The sequence below is a fragment of the Marinobacter sp. 2_MG-2023 genome, from assembly GCF_030546935.1.
GTDB lineage: Bacteria > Pseudomonadota > Gammaproteobacteria > Pseudomonadales > Oleiphilaceae > Marinobacter.
The window spans coordinates 106,326-125,011 of sequence record NZ_JAUOPH010000001.1 but is presented as its reverse complement, the minus strand read 5'-3'; the positions used below and the strand labels follow the sequence as shown (position 1 = coordinate 125,011).

Genomic DNA, 18,686 nt, shown 5'->3' with positions numbered 1-18,686 from the left:
TGCGCCCTTCCGTTTTCGAGTGTGTGCGTGGGTATTTTTGCTAGCCCTGTTGCCTACTGCGGTCCAGGCGCAATGGTACAGGTATACGGATACCGCGATGACAACACCGGTAGAGTTGGAGTTCTGGTTCAGCGACCGTAGCGCTGCTGACGCTATTGCCGAGGATGTTCTGGCGGTGTTCCATCAGGTAGACCGGAGCATGAGCCGATATAAGGATGACTCCGAACTCTCAGCCATTAACCGCCGTGCCGCAGATAAACCGGTCAACGTAAGCCCCGACCTTTTCTTGGTACTCAAGAAAGCGGGCGAGGTGGCGGAACTCAGCGATGGTGCTTTTGATGTTAGTTTCGGGTCCGTTGGCTTCCTTTACGATTACCGTGAGCACCAGCAGCCCTCCGAAGAAGATATCCGCTCAAAGCTTGGTCATATCAATTATCAGGATATTATCCTGGACGAGGCAGAGCGCACGGTATTCTATCGTCAGCAAGGTCTGCTCGTTGATTTAGGGGGTATTGCCAAAGGCTTCGCCGTCGATCTCGGTATCGAGCGCTTGGTGCGGGCAGGTGTTCGTCACGCCCGGCTGAGCGCTGGCGGTGACCTGCGCCTGTTAGGCGATAAACGCGGGAGCCCATGGCTTGTGGGCGTGCGTGACCCTCGGTCCGGGGAGCGTAATGCGGTTGTGCTGCCGTTGGCTAACGTTGCGATTTCCACGTCTGGAGATTACGAGCGTTTTTTTATCAATGATCAGGGTGAGCGTGTACACCACATACTGTCGCCGGGCACCGGGAAATCAGTGCGCGGCGTGCAGAGTGTTACGATTATTGGAGACGATGCACTGACAACGGATGGGTTGTCTACAGCGGTCTTTGTGCTTGGGCCGGAGAAGGGGTTGGAGATGATTGAGCGGCTGCCCGGCATTGATGCGATTATCATTGATGATAAACGGGTGATGCATTTTTCTGAGGGCCTGGCGCCTCCCGAATCGTGACGTCGATTCAGGAGGCCCGGTTATCGCGATCTTGCTCTATGGAGTAGGCGTTTTGGGTGGGATTGTACCGCTGACTACATTTTCAAACGCGATCAATCTGTCCCGACTGTCTGAATTGCCGAGGCCATGCCCCATGAACTTCGAAGCGAAATCATTCTGTTCACCATGCAGTGCCATGTAATTAAGCAAAACGGTTTGCACCAGCTGATTTACATTGTTGGCTGCCGGGCTGGAGGCGGTTTCCACGGACGCATCCGCGCGCATGAAGCCGACCTGGTTACGGATGGGGGTCGGGCGTCCGTTTGGGTTGTAAACCAGGAAAAAGGAGGCGGCCGTTTGCTGGTTGTCGCCTGTCCACTCGCCTTTACCCCGTCCATCCGGTGAATCATCCAGGCGGCCATTACTGGAAACTGAGCCATCACTGAACACGTACAGCATTAATGGTACTCCCAACCTTGCTGCGTATTCGAGGCAGGCGCCCATGCAGCGGCCTGCAAGTTCGTCCCGTCGCTCGCCGGTTGCCCTTTCACCTGTGTGGTAGTCGTAGCCACCCATAGTAACTGTGCCTGCGCCAGCATAGCCGCTGAGAACCAGCTTCATTACAGAGGCAGTTTTCTGGAACTCACGATTACTATTAAACTCAGTGCTCGAGAATATTCCGCCGGGCCCAACGATGTCCGTATCGGCCACCGGGTCCAAAGATGACGGGTTGCCAAAGCGGGCAGCCAGGTCGGCACTCTTGACGTACCCACAGCGAACCAGGTCTTTAACAATATCGTCTGTCGAAATGCCGGTGTCCATCCTGTGCATTTTTTTATCACTGATGCGCTGGATAGACTCCATAACCGCCACCGCATCGCCCTGATCCAATATGCCAATCAGATCGCCAACGTCGACCAGGCCGGTTACGTCCGATGGCCTGTCAATCTTGGTAGGTCTTGCTTGCGGGTTGATCAGGTCCATAGGTGCCAGAGAGTTACCTCCCGAGTCGGTGCTTTGCGAACCAACCAGAGAGAGCAGAGAGCCATCCGCACCGGCTCTGTGAATTCCGTACATGGGGTTGTGAGGGTTGTTGCCGGTATCGTTCTCCGAACGGGCCGCGATGATCGCGCCGTTAGTTGCGGCGCGGGTGCCGGCACTGGTGCTCTGTTGAATACCGCGCAGAAAGGCGCTGTCTGAGTGAAATGCCAACCCCAGTTCTTCATTCACGAACGATGGATCGTTGGGCAGCATGTCACCGGGCAAGCCCAGCTTGCTGTAGCCAGCGGTACTCAGAAAGTCCTTCTGACCACCGGATTTCCCCATTAGCACATTGGAGCCGGCAATATTTGCACCTCCGGCCAGATCGAAACAGATAAATGGTATCTTGCCGGCCCCCTGGACTGCGATGCCACAGCCACTTTTAAGGCTTTCCAGGTCCGGGGAAAGCGCAACTGCAGCCTGTGCAGGGCTGGAGAACAGGCTGAACACCGAGGCCCCGAACACCGTTGCGGTGCCTGCCATCATACCCTGGGCAATGAACTCCCTGCGGGAGCGTGGCCGGGAGTGGTCGCTGTGGAAGAGGGGCTCGCCATTGGCCAGAGGCCGTTTACGGGATTTACGAATGAACATGAGCGTTGTCCTCTACTGAACCAGGGTTGTGGCGCTGCCAAGCACAGCGGCACAGCTTGCTTTAACAATTGTTTCGGTACGGTCTTCGGCGCAACCGTCTACTCCACAGTCAGACAGCTTGGCTATCAGGTCGCCCACTTCCGTCTCAACTTCCAGTGCGGTAGGTTGGGTAGATAGATTGACACCCACGAAGCGCTCTAACAGCCGGTCTGTTATAAGGCTCTTACCACCGTGCTCAAACGCTGTTGCGGGAGGAGCAGAAAAATTAAAACCGGGGAAAAAGTCCGCTCTGGCTTGACCGTCCGATATAAGAGCATCGCAGTACTGAATGGCCATTTGAGTGACAGCCATCTGGTGCGAGGACAGGAAGCCATCAATATTCTCAATGGTGGGTAGCTGTTGTTTAACCGTGTTGAAGGTGCTGGTAACAGCGGCCTGAGTTTTGGAGACGCCGGTCATGCGAGCCATAGATTCGTTGATCTCGTCGAAGGTTTTCAAACCAATGCTTGATGAAGCTGGCAGGTCGGCCGGTGAAGCCGTCTGTGGCAGTACAGGCTCTGTACGTGAGTATTCCTCAGAGCCCAAACGATCAAATGTCAGGAAAAATTCATCGCTTTCAGGCCCGTTTTCCAGGGCGATAATGGTGCCTAGTCTTGATAAGGGCTGGCCCGTTCCGGGCTCATAGAATTCGCTATCCAGAACCAGATCCAGATTGGCCCAGGCTTGACCTACGGTGGCCTCTTTGCCGTTTATGCCGAGACGCATCCCCTGGAGCGGAATGTTGGAAGGCTCAACCGTTTCATCAAGGCTGATAAAGAACGGGCTGGTGAATCGATAGCTGAAACTGTCAAACTGACTGACTTCGAAAACAATAAAGCTGTCGTTAAGTCCAACAAGTTCAGACACGCTGAATAGCAAGAAGAACTTCTGGCCGACGCCCACTTCAAAGTTGGCCTGAATCTGAGACGGGGTCAAGGCCCGGTCGTGGATGGCCACCATACGGATGGCCCCCTGCCAGGCTGATTTGCCATCGGTTTCGTTACCCAGAACCAGTGCAAAACTGTTGTCCCACTCTGAGAGCAGGCCGGCGTCATCCGGGTCTATATCACCGGACTGTTGACCATTTACGAAGATCTGTCGGCCTGTACCGAGGGAATAGTTCACAACAACATGTTGCAGGGTGGCCTGCAGGAGTTTGTCGCCGTCTTGCGTTGCGAATGGAGTGTTCTCGTCGCTTGTACTGCTGCGGTGCAGTACTTCATAGCGCTGCAGAGACTGGCTCAGTGTCATGTTACGAGTGCTGGCAGAGCCGGAATAGGTGACGATTCTGGCGTCTTCCTGCGTGATATTGCCGGGGGCCACCCAGGCCTCGATGGCGTATTCGCCAGTACCGGTCAGCAAGGTGTGTAGTTTGCGACTGTCTGCGGTAGAGCCCTGAGCTTTACCTGCTGGCACAGTGCCGCCCTGGTCCGTTTGCACGGCCGGGCCCATATCTACGCCCCATCCGCCGACCCAGTCCACATTTCCGCTGAGCGTCAGGTTCAGGGCGGGGGATACACCACTGGTATCGAACGCGGTCTGGCCATCGCCAGCCTTGAATTCGTAAAGGGCAATGATGTTGTCTTCAAAGCGTCCGCCGGCATTTGCCAGCAGACCATCGTTGTCCAGAACCAGTGCTTTACTGGTAACCAGATCCGCGTCTACTGGCTCGAGTTCCTGCTCTGCAGAAAGCGCCAGAATAGCTGATTCCATTTCCGCTGCATCGCTCTGACAGTCTGCTGACCAACAATTGTGGGCGTCAAACGCGAGTCGCACGACAAACCTGGAGTTTTCAGGAGTGGCCAGGTTAATCCGGCTCTTGGACTGCTCGTAGGCGGTTTCGATATTGCTGCTGGCAATATAGGGCGTTTGACCGCTATCGCCATGGCAATCACTGCAGTATTTCTCGAGTAAGGGTTTGTAGACGTAAGTTTCAAAATCTTCTGGGTCAGTAGGGAAGGGAACCGTATTTCCCGGGTCTTTGATGGCAGGTGCACTAAGCTCGATAGTCTTGGCTGAGTTTGATGTTCCCCCGGCCCAGTTCGATATGTAGGTCGTAAGAATATCAGCACAAACTGCATCACTGCTTGTCCAGCAATTGTGGCCGCCGGCAACCTTGGTCACCATCAGAGATTGGGAGGGGTTCGACAGGCTCACGACGGAATTGGCCTGGGAGTAGGCAGTGTTGATGTTCTCACTGTCAACGAATGTGGGTGACTGCCCTCCGGTGCCGTGGCACGAACCACAACGGTTGTCTTGCACTAGGTTGTCCCAGACGCTGAGCTTGAAGTTCTGCACGTCATCGCTTGCCGGGGTGGGCCCGGTGTAGCTGATAGAGTCTGAGCTGGAGGCGGTATTTGGTAATGTCTCTGTAGATTCACCGCCGCATGCGCTGAGCAGGAATGTTGTTATTACCAGTGTAGCGATCGTTGCCACAGAGCGCATAGCGTTTCTCTGATTACGGATTTTGGTTGTCATGGCGCTCTTACTCCCCGGCACAGTAAACGGCTGATTCGGCGAATACCTGCTTCAGATCGAAATTGCTAGCCTCGAAGCTGGCTACCATCGCTGAGACCTGGTTATGATCGATACTGTCCGAAGGCGGACGCAGGCATACGTTTGTGAACACCTTTTTCACCTGGCACTCAGCGAAAGCCTTTGAGTGAGCCCATTCCTCGCCAAGACTTTTTGCACCATTTCCTGAGCCGGGCAAGGCGTCATCCCAGCCCAGGCGACGATTAGCTCCCTGTCGCCAATAGTTGTCCCACTGCTCATCAGGTGTCACATAGCCCCCCTCAAACGTGGCAGAGTTAATATGGTACTTGGCCTTCACCCGCGATTGAGTCTCAGGATCAATGTCGTTGACCGTGTTATAAACCAGCCTGCCAAGGGCCCCGTCCGGGTCGCTGTCCTGGTTGTATTCGTAATCGTAGTAGGCGAAAGCCTGTGTCATCGGATCCATGCCTGTGTGGCAGCCCACGCAGTTATTCAGGAAGACCCGGCTGTCGCCGCCAGGGCTTCGGGAAACATCCTGACGAATCCTGTCCGTGGGCAAAGAAGTATCTGCAACTTGTTCCAGATCGCTGCACATGTGGTTGATCAGGGTAAAGCGGAACATGGCCCGGTTGGTGCCGGCACTGAAAAATGCTCGGGCTGCTGCCCGGGAGGTGATAACACCGGCGGTAGCGTCGGGCGGAAGGCCGTTAAAAGTGGATTGGTTTACCCGCTGAAGGGCGTCCTGCAGGGGCTCGCCGCTCTCTTCCAGTTCTTCGTAGTGGGTGTTATTAGAGGGTGAATAGGAGGGCAGTCCGAGCGCTGAGTCACCCACATAAAGCACGTCGCCAAACAGGACTTCGCGAAAATCTGCTCCATCCCGCACCAGGCCGATTACGGTTGCTGTGTAATCATTAAGCGGCACGAACGGGGTCATGGCCTCATTGGTCCATGGCGCAGCGAAATTTTTGATAGTTGCGTCGTAGAAGGCCGGATCATCCATTGCGAGTCTGGCGGCTTCAATAGGACTACCCCCGGTAATGTAGCTTTCCATGTCATCAAGAACCTCGGCGGATGGTGGCACGCCTGCAATACGGTCGTGAATCCGCTTGGCCTGTTCCCGCGCTCCTGCGCTCGCAGTAACCGCGTAGGTTGCGGTCAACAGAATCAGGAGTGACATACTGCAGGCCTTGAATGCGCTCGGGCGCATTCTTTCTGGGGCTTTCATGTCGCTGTCCTCGATGGCTTTGTTTTTTGGCTTCGGCACAATAGGCCAATTTGACAATTGTTAATAGTTTATACTTGCAATTAATATGGATTTTTGTGGGGTACGCCACGTAGTTACATTTACTTACGTAAAACCCGTAGAGCTATAGTGCGGCACAGACTTAATTTATGTCATGAATTTCATTCGCCGCAGGGCAATTACGTAGTTTTTTTAGCGGAGCCAGGGCACGTGCCTCATAAACCGAGCGAGATTATCAGGTCACTGCTCTGCCTCAGCATGGCAGTGGCACTTACCGGCTGTCTGTCCAGCACTGACAGCCAGCAAGCGGATCCCGTGGTGGTTGAGAATCCGGTTGCCTATGTGAAGCGGCCATTACTTTTCGACGACAACAGCGGAGCGCTGATTGAAGATAACCTGGCAGATCCTTCGGGGTTTCGTCCGGGGGCGCGTCTATTTCTGAAGTCCAGTGCGGCGATAGATGCTGACGCTGTTGATATCTCCTCCAGAGCTTTTTCCGGCGCAGGGTTTCTCGACGACTCTGGCCGCCTTCGTTACGACGTAAAAGACCTGCACGTTTCCCATGATGGTGAACGCGTTCTGTTTGCCATGCGGGCACCTGAAATCGAAGGCGCCGATGAGGAAGATCAGCCCACCTGGAACATTTGGGAATATGATCGTACAACTGATCTGTTACGCAGAATTATCGTTTCAGACGTAACGGCCAAAGCCGGTCAGGATGTGGCGCCCGCCTATCTGCCCGATGGCCGCATTGTGTTTTCATCCACCCGGCAACGTATCTCCAAAGCGGTATTGCTGGATGAGGGCAAGGGCCAGTTTGCCGGCCTTGACGAGAACCGGGATGCGCCTGCATTCGTGCTTCACACCATGGATGACGACGGCGAAAATATTCAGCAGATAACGTTCAACCAGAGTCACGACCTTGATCCACTGGTTACTGACGATGGCAGTATTGTATTCAGCCGTTGGGACAACGCGGGTCAGACCCGTAACAATGGCGTCAATCTCTATAAGGTGAATCCCGACGGAACCGGGCTTACTTATTTATATGGACGCAATTCTCATGATTCCGTGGAGGGGGCGAACAACGTTCAGTACCTGAAGTCCCGGAAGACCGAGTCTGGCGATTTGTTGGTGCAACTGCGCCCGTTTGAAAGCGACGACTATGCGTCGGCTCCAGCATTGGTGGATATTGAAAACTATGTTGAAGCAGGGTTGCGCATTGATGGCAGCGCCGGTTCGGGGCAGCGCCCTCTGATTTCAGGTATTTCGCTTGACGGTGAGCTTTCATTGCAGGGCCGCTACGGGTCTATATCACCATTGATGGATAGCACTGGTCGATACCTCGTAAGTTGGACGCCCTGCAGGCTCACAGAGGTCTCATCAAACCGGATCGTTAACTGCACAGAAGAACGCCTGGTTTCTGCTGACTATGTTCCCGCGCCCCCGGTTTATGGTCTTTGGCTACTGGATGTAGCAAGCGGTACTCAACGGCCCGTGGTGGAGCCTTCAGAGGGTGAGCAGTTTGATGGGGCTTTGCTGATGCGTGAGCGCCCGTTGGAAGGCTTCATTTCCGATGCCCAGGTTGTTGATGATGCTGCACAGTTGGCCGACGAAGGCTACGGTATTCTGCATATACGAAGTGTATATGACATGGATGGCGTAGATACGGCTCCGAATGGGATTGCAGCAACTGCCGACCCTGTCCAAACTACGGCGGCAGAGCGCCCCGCAAGGTTTTTACGCCTGGAAAAACCGGTATCCATGCCCGATGAGAATGTATACGACTTTGATAACAGCGCCTTTGGTCGCAGTCGCAATCAGCTCATGCGGGAAATTCTGGGCTACGTCCCGATTGAGCCAGATGGCTCAGTGAAAGTAGCTGTGCCCGCGAACGTTGCCTTTGCGGTCAGTGTATTGGATGCCGAGGGCCGACGAACCAGTGACCGGCACCAGAACTGGCTGTCGGTTCGCCCCGGCGAAACCCTGGAATGTCAGGGCTGCCACGACGCCGGATCGCCTGTCCCCCATGGCCGACCGGGCGCCGGCCCGGCACCTGTCTGGTCGGGCGCGAGCACAACGGGTGCACCTTTCCCTAACACAGATTCAACACTGTTCGCTGATATAGGCGAGACCATGGCCGAAGTTTATTCCCGGGTAAACGGTATCCGCGAGCCATCGCCTGACCCAGTGTACTTTGCAGATGAATGGGTCGATTTTGCTAACAGCGTTGCGGATCTTTCTCTGGCATACGAAGAACTGGATACTCCAAAGCCGATTTCCGGTGTGTGCGAAAACGACTGGGCCGCCAATTGCCGCACGGTTATCAATTATGAATCGCACATCCATCCGCTCTGGGGCCTGAATCGGGAAATTCTGGGTATGGTCGCCGGTCAGGAAGAGGTGATTGATGATTACACTTGCACTGGTTGCCATACCAACAGTGATGCGGCAGGCGCCGATGCTGTGGCGGCTGCACAACTGGATCTCACAGATGGTCCCTCAGACGCCGAGCCATTGCATTTCAAGGCTTATCGAGAACTGCTGTTTCCGGATAACGAGCAGGAGCTCACTCCAGGTGGTGTGCTGGTGGACACAATGATTGATACGGGGGATGTCCTCAGAGATGAAAATGGAGACCCGATACTGGATGAAGTAACTGGTCTGCCAACGCCCATTTTTGCGCCGGTTGCGGTCAGAGAAAGCATGTCTGTGAATGGCGCTTTGGCCAGTACCCGATTCCGGGCTGTATTTGCCCCCGGCGGAACACATGAGGATTTCCTGTCCGCTGCCGAACTCCGCCTCATATACGAATGGCTCGACATAGGCGCCCAGTACTACAACAACCCCTTCGACGCCCCGGAAGACTGATCAGGACTGATACCAGAACCATGCCCATTGCCTTTCTGATACTGACGCTCTGTTTACCTGTAACTGCCTGGGCCGGCTGGTTGTGGGGTGAGGATGAACCCGCTTCCTTGGTTCAGGTTGTGGAGCCTTTCGTTGAGTGGCGAACTGGCCCGGCGGTGGGGTATCCGGTTTTTCACAGCAGCGAACAGGGTGAATGGCTCACGCTTCTACAGCGCAAGACTGGCTGGATGAAAGTCCGGGATGAAAAAGGTCGCGAAGGCTGGGTGGCTGTGGCGGCTATTGCGCAAACCCGGGACGCAACAGGTGAGTTTGTCGATCTCAAGGTGCCGGATCTGGAGTCATTCAGTACCCGGAGCCTGGAAACCGGGATCATGATGGGTGAGTTTGAAGGGGCCTCGGTAACCTCTGGTTATGGAGGCTGGTGGTTCACACCCAATCTGGCCGCAGAATTGTGGGGTTCACAGGTGCTGGGCAGCGCCTCGGAAATACTCATGGTGAACGCCAACCTTGTGCACCAACCGTTTCCTCACTGGCGGGTTTCACCGTTTTTCACTCTTGGCGTGGGCCATATATGGGTGGATCCGAAAGCGACGCTCGCTCAGCCTGAGGAACGTGACAACCCTATTGGCCATGCAGGCCTGGGCCTGCGTGTCTACATCACAGATCGTTATTTTATCCGGGCCGAGTTCAAGGACTACAAAGTCTTTACCAGCCGATCAACCAACGAAGAAGCGACAGAATGGAAAATCGGACTAAGTATCTTTTTCTGACCGGGTTTTGCCTGGCACAAATCATGACGTTTACGCCTCAGACCTTTGCGGCTGATGAGACAGAGCGTGATGACCGGCCTTTGATCGAACCGGATGTAAAACCGGTGCCGGTAGACGAAGCGCTGATTGATACGGAGAACTTCGAGGTAGGAGCCTTTGTAGGGGTGCTCAATATCGAAGATTTCGAATCATCAATGGTTTACGGTGGCAAGCTCACCTATCACTTGAGTGAGTCGTTCTTTTTCGAAGCCGGAATCGGTTTTGCGGAGGGCGGTGAAACCAGCTTTGAGAATCTGGCTGGCAACGTGCAGGTACTGACTGACAGTGAGCGCGACTACAGCTATTACAACATCAATCTCGGTTATAACGTCTTGCCTGGTGAGGCATTTCTTACCGAAAACTATGCCTTCAACACCAACTTTTATCTGATTGCCGGAGCGGGCGCCACTGATTTTGCCGGCGATACCCGTTTCACCGTGAATGTCGGCGCCGGCTATCAGATTCTGCTGACAGACAGTGTTGCGATTCATCTGGGTGTGCGCCAGCACTACTATCGCATTGATGTAGTGGGTCCCGAGAAGACGTCTATAAATACCGAAATCAGTTCCGGATTGTCGGTCTTTTTCTGAGTACAGGAGCCTTTGAAATGAACAACCCGGTTACAGCCATTGCATTGGCACTCGCCCTTTCGGGCGCAGCATTCACGGCCCAGGGGGACGCTATAAACGTCCCGGCCCCGGATTTCACGCTGGAAAGTCGCTCCGGAGACAATATTCGGCTTGAAGATCACCGTGGTGAGGTGGTGATGCTGAACTTCTGGGCGTCCTGGTGTGGGCCATGCCGGCAGGAAATGCCTTTGATGGACGATATCTACAGTCGCTATCAGGATCTGGGTTTCACGATTCTTGCGGTTAATGTCGACGAGAACCGCGACGAGGCGTTGCGTTTTCTGGATAAAGTACCAGTGAACTATCCGATCCTTTACGACCCGGAAAGCTCTGTAAGCGAGCTTTACGAAGTGCCCGCCATGCCGACAACCGTGATGATCGATCGCGACGGCAAGGCCCGCTACATTCATTACGGTTATAAGCCCGGTTACGAAGACGAGTATGAAACCCAGATCAGGGAACTGGTGCGAGAGTGATTCCGGGGCAGGTAGGCGTTATGAGCAAATCAACCATCATCATCCCGTTGCTGTTGGTGTTGTTAGTGTCAGCAACCTCCGGCTGCAGTTCTGTAAAGCCCTGGGTGAAGCCTTATGAGCGAGATCGGCTGGCTGATCCGGTGATGAACCTGAGCCGCCATGGTAAGGCAGATTCCTACATGCACCATGTTTACCAAGCACGGGAGTCCGCCCGTGGAGCAGAAGGTGGAGCCGGAGGTGGTTGTGGTTGTAACTGATCGCTCACGCCCGGCGCGTGCGGCCTGGTTTTTTCTTACCCTGGCGGTTTTCTGTTCGTTTACGCAGGCCGCTACCTTACCGGTCGATAACGTGGATGTGCTTTACCATCGCTACGACGGCGGCGGTATGGTGATTGATGGGCCCTCAGTGCTGGTGCGCAAGAGTGCCGGGCCTCAGGTATCCGTGACCGGGCAATACTATGTGGATACGGTGTCGGCGGCTTCTGTCGACGTACTTGCAACGGCCAGTGCCTATACAGAAGAGCGGACCGAATACACCCTCGGTGTCGATTATCTCTACGATCGCGCGATCATGAGTCTGGGCTTTACCAACAGCTCAGAGAACGATTACGAAGCAAATACTGCCTACTTTACGGTTAGCCAGGAATTCTTCGGTGGCATGTCGACCGTTACTCTTGGTTATGCGAGCGGTTGGGATGAGGTCGGCCAGATTGGCAACTCCAACTTTAACGAAGATGCCGATCGTAGAAATTACCAGCTGGGCTTTAGCCAGGTACTCACCCGAAACATGTTGGTTGGCCTGGACCTGGAGGTGGTGACAGACGAAGGTTTCCTGCAGAACCCATACCGTCAGAACCGCTACCTGGACCCTAATGACGCCACCTCGTTTCTCTATCAACCAGAGCGTTATCCGGAAACCAGAACCAGCACCTCGGTGGCTGCCCGGGCGATTTACTATCTACCTTATCGGGCATCGGTTCATGGCGAATACCGGTATTTCAGTGACACCTGGGGGATTAGCGCCCACACCTTAGAACTGGGGTATGTGCATGCGTTGAATGAGCGTTGGTCGCTCGAGGGCTCGATTCGCTATTACCGCCAGGGTGAGGCCGACTTCTACAGCGATCTTTACGCTTATGAAAACTCGCAGACTCACCTGGCAAGGGATAAAGAGTTAAGTTCCCTTTCGGGCACAACTCTGGCAACCGGCGCCGTCTACGAATGGAAGCAGCCTTCGTTGCCCGGCATCAAACGTGTGCAGGTCAGTTTGTTGCTGGACTGGCTGAACTTTGACTATGACAACTTCCGGGATGTCACAGCGAGCGGTAGCTATCTACCGGGCGAAGAGCCTCTCTACTCATTCGATGCGCTGGTTACCAGAGCATCGCTGATTCTCGAATACTGAGTTTGCAGGAAACATGATTATGACGGATTTTTTCAAAACCCTGTTGGCTGGTGCATGCGTAGCAATGATGCTGTTCATGAGTGCAGCGGTGCACGCAGAGTCAGGCACGGCTGAGGACAGCCAGGCCGTTGCGGAACGCGTAGAGGACCTGAAAAAGAAAGTCATCGGCCTTAATCGGGATCTTTTCATTCTGGAAGAAGACCTTCTATTCCCGGCCAGCACCCAATTTGCAGTATTCCTCAGTGTTGATGCGGGTGAGTTTCTCAAACTGGACGCAGTGAAGCTGAAGGTGAACGGCGATATTGTGGCATCCCATCTTTACACAGATCGCCAGGTGTCAGCCCTTGAGCGTGGCGGCATGCAGCGCTTGTTTATCGGCAATCTGAAAACCGGTACCCATGAGGTAACCGCGTTTGTGGAGGGTATCGGGCCGGATAATCGTGCCTATAAGCAGGCAGCGAGCCTGGCTTTTGAAAAGGGCACTGACACCGCTGCTCTGGAGATTCGTATTCAGGATCGTTCCTCAGATTATCAGCCCATGGTTTCCATCGTGGAGTGGGAGTGACACGACCTGTGGCATTGATCGCAAGGGTATTTCATTCCGGTTTGGCGGTGCGCCTGGCAGCCGCCGCAGCGTTCATGCTTGGCGCACCGGCACTAACTGCTGACGACGCTCCGGAAAGGGCCGGCGATCCGGTATATGGTTGGGTGTTATACAACTATTACCAGGGCGATGCCTTTGATGCGCTGACATTGCTGGATGTGGCGCGAGAGCGCGGCGGCATCGTTGGCCATGGCGCCTACCCGGAACTAGTCGAAGGCGGGCTTATGCTCTCTTATGGCATGACCCGTGAAGCTAGCGACCTGTTCACCCGACTGCTTGAAGAAACGAATACCGCGGAAAACGATGAAACTGATAGTAAAAAACCGCGTGTAAGCCTGACGCCTGATGTGCGAAGCCAGGCCTGGTTTTATCTGGGAAAAGTGTTCTATCTCGAAGGAGAGCAGGGCCCAGCTTTTGAGAGCCTTCAGCGAGTAGATGCAGATGTTTTCGAAGAAAGTGATTCAGGGCTTTACCCGGAATGGCTTTATCTGAGAGCCCGGCTAGCCATGAAATCCGACGCCTTCGGTGATAATGCTCTGGTCGAGAGCCTGCGACAGCAGCTAGGGAAATCAGGCTTATGGGCGCACTACCTGGGCTACAACCTGGCCATGGGTGAGATTGCCGCCGGAGATGTCACGGGAGCACAGCAAAGTCTGAACACCCTTATTGCCGATATGGAAGATGAGGATCCAAAGGAAGACCTGGTTGCCGAGCATCGTGCGTTACTGGATAAAAGCCGGTTGTCGCTTGCCAGGCTCTACCTTAGAGACTCCCGCTTTGATGATGCCCTGGCACTCTTGGGCGCTATGCCTCTGGATGGAGTGTTTTCCGACAGAGCCCTGTTTGACTATGCGGTCGCTGCCGCCGGTCAGGGCCGGATGCAGCGGGCTCTCGATGCACTTGATGCCCTGTCGCAGCGCACGCTGTTTCTAGCCTGGAGAGAGCAGGTTCCTTATGCCCGAGGTTATGTGCTGGAACAGATGAATCAGCCGCGCAGGGCGCTGAACGCGTTTACGCAGGCTGCTGAACATTACGAAAACCGGGGAGAGGAGCTGATAATAGCCCGGCGGGCACTGACCGAAGAGAATCTGATGGCGCGGTTGAGTTTTCTCCGCGACAGCGATGACATTATTACCGATGCCTATGGGCGCCCCCGGGTAACGCCTGCTGATTTCGGGCTTTCGGAGGTGCTCGCAACAGAAGCCTTCCAGCAGGCTTTGGGGGAACTCAACGAACTCTACCGGATGCAGGCTTTGCTGGCTCAGCGGGAGGAGCAGCTCAGCACCTTTGAAGCCATGCTCGAGACACGAAAGATACAGCGCGAACGCCGAAGCCGTGAAGCACGCTATGAGCTTGAGCGACAGCAAGCAGACGATTGGGTGGATGCACAGAATTCATTCCGTACGGATATTGAATCCGCACTTGCCAGAGAAGACGCTGAATTTTTCATGACAACGGAACAGGAAGACTTGAAGGCGCGGCTGACTAAAGTTGCGGCGACGCTCGCGCAACTTCCGGTTGATCAGAACACGGCCAGACAGCGAGCGAGCTATGAGCGGATGCAAGCCTATTTCGACTGGACAGTGGCGAACGATTACGGCGTCAATCGTTGGGAAGCCCAGAAACAGTTGCGCGAGCTGAACCGGGAAATGGAACAGTTTCGGAATCAAAGAGCTGCTATCGAAGCTCTGATTTCAGGGGACGCGGAGCATGACGAACTTGCCCGCCGGCTGATCCGCAAAGCTACCGAACTTCAGGAACTGAAAGCCCAGGTGCAAGGTGCATTGCAGCAGGCGCGGGGCATTCTGATGAGTCGGTTGGATGAAGCGCTTGAGCAACAGAGCAGTGAGCTACGTCGCTACCTGGTTGCATCCCGACATGCCCAGGCGCGGCTGGCGGATCATCTGTTTCGGGAAGGCCAGAGTGCGGAGGCTGCTAATGATTAAAATGCCTCTCCAAACTCTGCGACACGTCCAGCGCTCAGCTTTGGCTCCGGCAAAAATGCTGGTGCCTGTGTTTTGTGCGCTGCTGGCTACAGGATGCCAGGTACTTGGGTGGGGGCAGGGTGACGACGAAATGCCAGCAGCGCGGCCCGGAACTCTGGCGTCTATAGGTACGGCAGGCACGAAGAGTGAGGCAAATCATGTTGCGGTGGAGGGCAAACCTGATGAAAGTCTGCAGGAGGCCGTTTCCCTTGAATCAGTGATGCGCAGTTACCGGGATTTACTTCCGCTGGTGGATGACCCCGTCAAGCAGGTCACCATCCGGCACCGTCTCGCCGACCTCGAGTTCGCGCGGGCCGAGCGCATCATGACAGACACCGCAGAAGATGATCTGTCCGGAGCGATTGCGGCCTACACCAACCTGTTGGCGGAATATCCTGAGCGTGAGGGCAACGACCAGATTTACTATCAGCTATCCAGAGCCTGGGAGTTGCGCGGCATGACCGGCGAACAGCTGGTTGCTCTGGATACCCTGGTAACACAGTATCCGGATTCGGATTACTGGCTCGAAGCTCAGTTCCGGCGTGCTGATATTCTCTTTATCAATGGGCGATATGCTGAGGCAGAGCAGGCTTTTGATGAGGTTGCTTCCGCCGGTGGTGAACGCGCCAGCAGCAAAGAAAGCGCCGATCCGACCTTTTTGATGAATGCCTATTACATGAAGGGTTGGAGCCAGTTCAAGCAAGGTAATTACCAGCAGGCACTACTCAGCTACGTCGAAGTGCTGGATTTGATTATGCCGGGTGCACAGGATGCAGAAGCGTCCGACCAGCGGTATAAGACGCTCACGGAAGACTTGTTCCGGGTTGTCGGCCTCTCACTGTCTTATCTTGACGGCGCAGAGACTTTGCAAACTCTGTTTCGGGAGACGGGTAGCCGACCCTATGAAGTCCTCGTTTACGACCGCTATAGCAAGCTGCTGATCGAGCGTGAGCGCTACAGCGACGCCGTTGAGGTATTTGAGGCATACATTGACGAGCATCCGGACAGCCCCTGGGCCCCGCGCTATCACATGCGGATAATCGATACTCTTGAGCTGGCAGGCTTTCAGAAAGTCATTCCTGATCGCAAGGCTAAGTTTATCGAGCGTTACGGGATCTATAGTGCTTACTGGCCGCAGGCTGAACCCGAGACTCTGGCCTACATCGAAACCCAGCTTGAAATCCTGCTGCCGGAACTGGCAGATCGCCATTATTTGCTGGCAGGCGAAGCCAGAAAGGAACAGCAAAGCATCCCGAAGAGCGGGAATGGTGAACCTGGCATCACCAGGAAACCCGGGCCTGGAGCGGATGAACACTATCGCCAGGCTGCTTCTTATTATGCGGAATTTGCAGCTACGTTCCCGGATCATCCCCGCACTCCTGAGCGCTTGTTTCTGTTGGCAGAAACCTACATCGAATTGCAGGAGTGGCCGGATGCCATCCAGGCATTTGAACGCGTGGCCTATGATTATCCGGCTGCCGGCAAAGTATCGGAGCGGGCCGCAGAGGCTGGCTATGCCTCGGTTCTGGCATTTCGTGAGTACTCGCAAACCTGGCTGAATGAAACCAGCGCTGATCTCTTCGCCCTACAGGAAATCCAACAACTCAATCGCCTGAGATTCGTGAACGCCTTCCCGCAGGACCCCCGCGCTCCGGGAGTGTATTACATAGCCCTGCAGCGGGAATTTGATCAGCAGAACCTGGAGGAGGTCATTCCTATGGCCGCTCGGCTGGCAACCTGGCAGCCGGCTGCAGACCCGGCTCTGGTTGCAGAGGCGCTGCTGATGGCAGGACACAGCCAGTTTGAGCTTGCGCGTTATGGTGAGGCCGAACAATCCTACCGAGACGCTCTGGCCATGATGTCCGTTGAGGATGAGCGGCGGCCGGGGATACAGGAAAACATGGCGGCGTCTGTATTCCGCCAGGCAGAGCAACTGGCAGAGGCGGGCAATATTGACGCAGCTGTCAGTGAGTATTTGCGGGTGGGGGCGGTAGCGCCAGCATCTGTGTTGAATGCCAATGCCCAATATGACGCAGCATCTCTGTTAGTGAGCGCAGCGCGCTGGGATGAGGCCATACAGGTACTCACGGGCTTCCGTTCACGTTTCCCTGAACACGAGCTGGTTGATACGGTTCCGGCAAAGCTGGCGTTCGCCTATCGGGAAACCGGGCAGTGGGAAAAAGCCGGCGACGAGCTCAATCGCATGGTTGCCATGGCGACCACGCCAGAAGAGCGGCGCGAGAATCTGCAGATTGCAGCCGAGCTCTATGATCAGGCCGGAAACGACGGCAAGGCAATCGATACCTGGCGCGAATATGCCAATAACTACCCGGATCCGGCACCTGAATATATGGAAGCTGCTAACCGGCTGGCGGAGCTTTACGAGTCTCGTGGCGATATTGAGCGCCGTAATTTCTGGCTAAGCAGGCAGATGGAAAAAGTTGATGAGAACCCTGAAGCTGCAGATGATCGCATGCGCTACTTGGCAGCATCAGCCTCCGCCACCTTCGCCCGGGAAGCGCTGTCTTACTATGACAGTATCCGACTGACACTACCCCTGAACGAGAGCATGGTGGCTAAAACAGATGCGCTGGAAGATGCTGTGCAGGCCTATCAAACCACGGCAAGTTACGGGCTATCGTCATTTTCAACGGAAGCAGGCTATCAGATCGCCCATATCTATAGCCGTCTCGGTGCCGATCTTATGGATTCCGAGCGGCCGGAGGGCCTGAGTCAGTTGGAGCTTTCCCAATACGAGTTGCTGCTTGAAGAACAGGCTTATCCCTTCGAAGACAGTGCCATTGATATTCATGAACAGAATATCCGACGTGCCCGTGAAGGTATCTTCGATGAGTGGGTAAAGCGCAGCTATGAGTCGTTGCGTCGTTTGCTGCCCGGCCGCTACAACAAACCCGAAGTCACAGCCGGAGCGGTTCATGATCTGGGATAAAAAGCTGAATGCGATGGTTCTGAGCCTTTTGGTACTGTCTGGCTGCGCGCTGGGGCCGGAACGATCAAACACACCGGATAATATGGCAGACGCCACAGAGGAATCGGAAGCACTTCTGAAGCAAGCCTTTTCCGAAGCCGTCGTATTAATGGAAAACGGCGATACCGAAGATGCCAGGAACCGTTTTGAGCAGATTGCGGCGCAACATCCGCAACGCACCGGCCCGCTGGTGAACCTGGGCGTGCTTGCGTTTCAAGAGGGTGATATCGAGCTGGCCCAGTTGCGATTCAATGAGGTGCTTGCCCTTGATCCGGCGCACCCGGTTGCGCTCAATCATCTCGGCGTTATTGCGCGTAACGCCGGTAACTTCCCAACCGCCAGGCAGCGGTACAGTGAGGCCCTCGCGGCGAATCCGGAATATTTGCCTGCGCTTCTGAACCTTGCGTTTTTACTGGATATTTACCTCGGAGAACCAGAGCAGGCGCTATTGCTTTATGAACAGTACAAAGCGCTTGCCGTCGAGCCCGATCCGAGGCTGGACGATTGGATATTCGATGCAAAAAACAGAATCTGATGTAAGG

At 54.9% G+C, this 18,686-nt stretch carries 14 protein-coding genes; 11 read left to right on the top strand and 3 right to left on the bottom strand.

From position 1 onward, the window contains the following. Nucleotides 1-97: 97 nt before the first annotated feature. Nucleotides 98-988 (top strand): FAD:protein FMN transferase, encoded by an 891-nt coding sequence (locus Q4501_RS00615; protein ID WP_303593294.1) that lies wholly within the window; start codon nucleotides 98-100, stop codon nucleotides 986-988. Between the two features lie 36 nt (nucleotides 989-1,024). Here Q4501_RS00615 and Q4501_RS00610 read toward each other — a convergent pair whose 3' ends face one another. The 3 genes from Q4501_RS00610 to Q4501_RS00600 are packed head-to-tail and all read right to left on the bottom strand — an operon-like array spanning nucleotide 1,025 to nucleotide 6,359. Further along, nucleotides 1,025-2,599 carry a general secretion pathway protein GspF gene (locus Q4501_RS00610; protein ID WP_303593292.1) on the bottom strand — a complete coding sequence of 525 codons (1,575 nt, stop codon included), beginning with the start codon at nucleotides 2,597-2,599 and terminating at the stop codon, nucleotides 1,025-1,027. Between the two features lie 12 nt (nucleotides 2,600-2,611). Then, a complete protein-coding gene (locus tag Q4501_RS00605) occupies nucleotides 2,612-5,116 on the bottom strand; it encodes a LamG domain-containing protein (RefSeq protein WP_303593290.1) in 2,505 nt (834 codons plus the stop codon). 7 nt (nucleotides 5,117-5,123) lie between these two features. After that, on the bottom strand, nucleotides 5,124-6,359 hold the full coding sequence (locus Q4501_RS00600; protein WP_303593288.1) for a hypothetical protein: 1,236 nt from the start codon (nucleotides 6,357-6,359) through the stop codon (nucleotides 5,124-5,126). 228 nt (nucleotides 6,360-6,587) lie between these two features. On the opposite strand from Q4501_RS00600, the gene Q4501_RS00595 reads away from it, so the two are divergent. Genes Q4501_RS00595 through Q4501_RS00550 form a run of 10 tightly spaced genes read left to right on the top strand, consistent with a single transcriptional unit; the run spans nucleotide 6,588 to nucleotide 18,679 of the window. Further along, nucleotides 6,588-9,248 carry a hypothetical protein gene (locus tag Q4501_RS00595; RefSeq protein WP_368496892.1) on the top strand — a complete coding sequence of 887 codons (2,661 nt, stop codon included), beginning with the start codon at nucleotides 6,588-6,590 and terminating at the stop codon, nucleotides 9,246-9,248. 20 nt (nucleotides 9,249-9,268) lie between these two features. After that, nucleotides 9,269-10,018: an SH3 domain-containing protein gene (locus Q4501_RS00590; RefSeq protein ID WP_303593286.1), complete on the top strand. Its 750-nt coding sequence runs from the start codon at nucleotides 9,269-9,271 to the stop codon at nucleotides 10,016-10,018. After that, nucleotides 9,988-10,647: an outer membrane beta-barrel domain-containing protein gene (locus Q4501_RS00585; protein ID WP_303593284.1), complete on the top strand. Its 660-nt coding sequence runs from the start codon at nucleotides 9,988-9,990 to the stop codon at nucleotides 10,645-10,647. The genes Q4501_RS00590 and Q4501_RS00585 overlap by 31 nt, the downstream gene beginning before the upstream one ends. Nucleotides 10,648-10,664: 17 nt before the next feature. Continuing rightward, the gene (locus Q4501_RS00580; RefSeq protein WP_303593282.1) at nucleotides 10,665-11,162 is read left to right on the top strand and encodes a TlpA disulfide reductase family protein; all 498 of its coding nucleotides are present in this window, start codon (nucleotides 10,665-10,667) and stop codon (nucleotides 11,160-11,162) included. Nucleotides 11,163-11,182: 20 nt separating this feature from the next. Further along, a complete protein-coding gene (locus tag Q4501_RS00575; protein WP_303593280.1) occupies nucleotides 11,183-11,419 on the top strand; it encodes a DUF4266 domain-containing protein in 237 nt (78 codons plus the stop codon). A 40-nt stretch (nucleotides 11,420-11,459) separates the two neighbouring features. Then, nucleotides 11,460-12,566 (top strand): DUF3570 domain-containing protein, encoded by a 1,107-nt coding sequence (locus tag Q4501_RS00570; RefSeq protein WP_303594321.1) that lies wholly within the window; start codon nucleotides 11,460-11,462, stop codon nucleotides 12,564-12,566. A gap of 19 nt (nucleotides 12,567-12,585) precedes the next feature. Beyond that, on the top strand, nucleotides 12,586-13,131 hold the full coding sequence (locus Q4501_RS00565) for an AraC family transcriptional regulator (RefSeq protein WP_303593278.1): 546 nt from the start codon (nucleotides 12,586-12,588) through the stop codon (nucleotides 13,129-13,131). Further along, entirely contained in the window at nucleotides 13,128-15,116 is a 1,989-nt protein-coding gene (locus Q4501_RS00560) for a tol-pal system YbgF family protein (RefSeq protein ID WP_303593277.1), read from the top strand. The genes Q4501_RS00565 and Q4501_RS00560 overlap by 4 nt, the downstream gene beginning before the upstream one ends. Then, complete coding sequence (locus tag Q4501_RS00555; RefSeq protein ID WP_303593275.1) at nucleotides 15,109-18,105, top strand: tetratricopeptide repeat protein; 2,997 nt, start codon at nucleotides 15,109-15,111, stop codon at nucleotides 18,103-18,105. The genes Q4501_RS00560 and Q4501_RS00555 overlap by 8 nt, the downstream gene beginning before the upstream one ends. Then, the gene (locus tag Q4501_RS00550; protein WP_303593273.1) at nucleotides 18,092-18,679 is read left to right on the top strand and encodes a tetratricopeptide repeat protein; all 588 of its coding nucleotides are present in this window, start codon (nucleotides 18,092-18,094) and stop codon (nucleotides 18,677-18,679) included. Before Q4501_RS00555 ends, Q4501_RS00550 begins: the two co-directional genes overlap by 14 nt. Nucleotides 18,680-18,686: the final 7 nt, after the last annotated feature.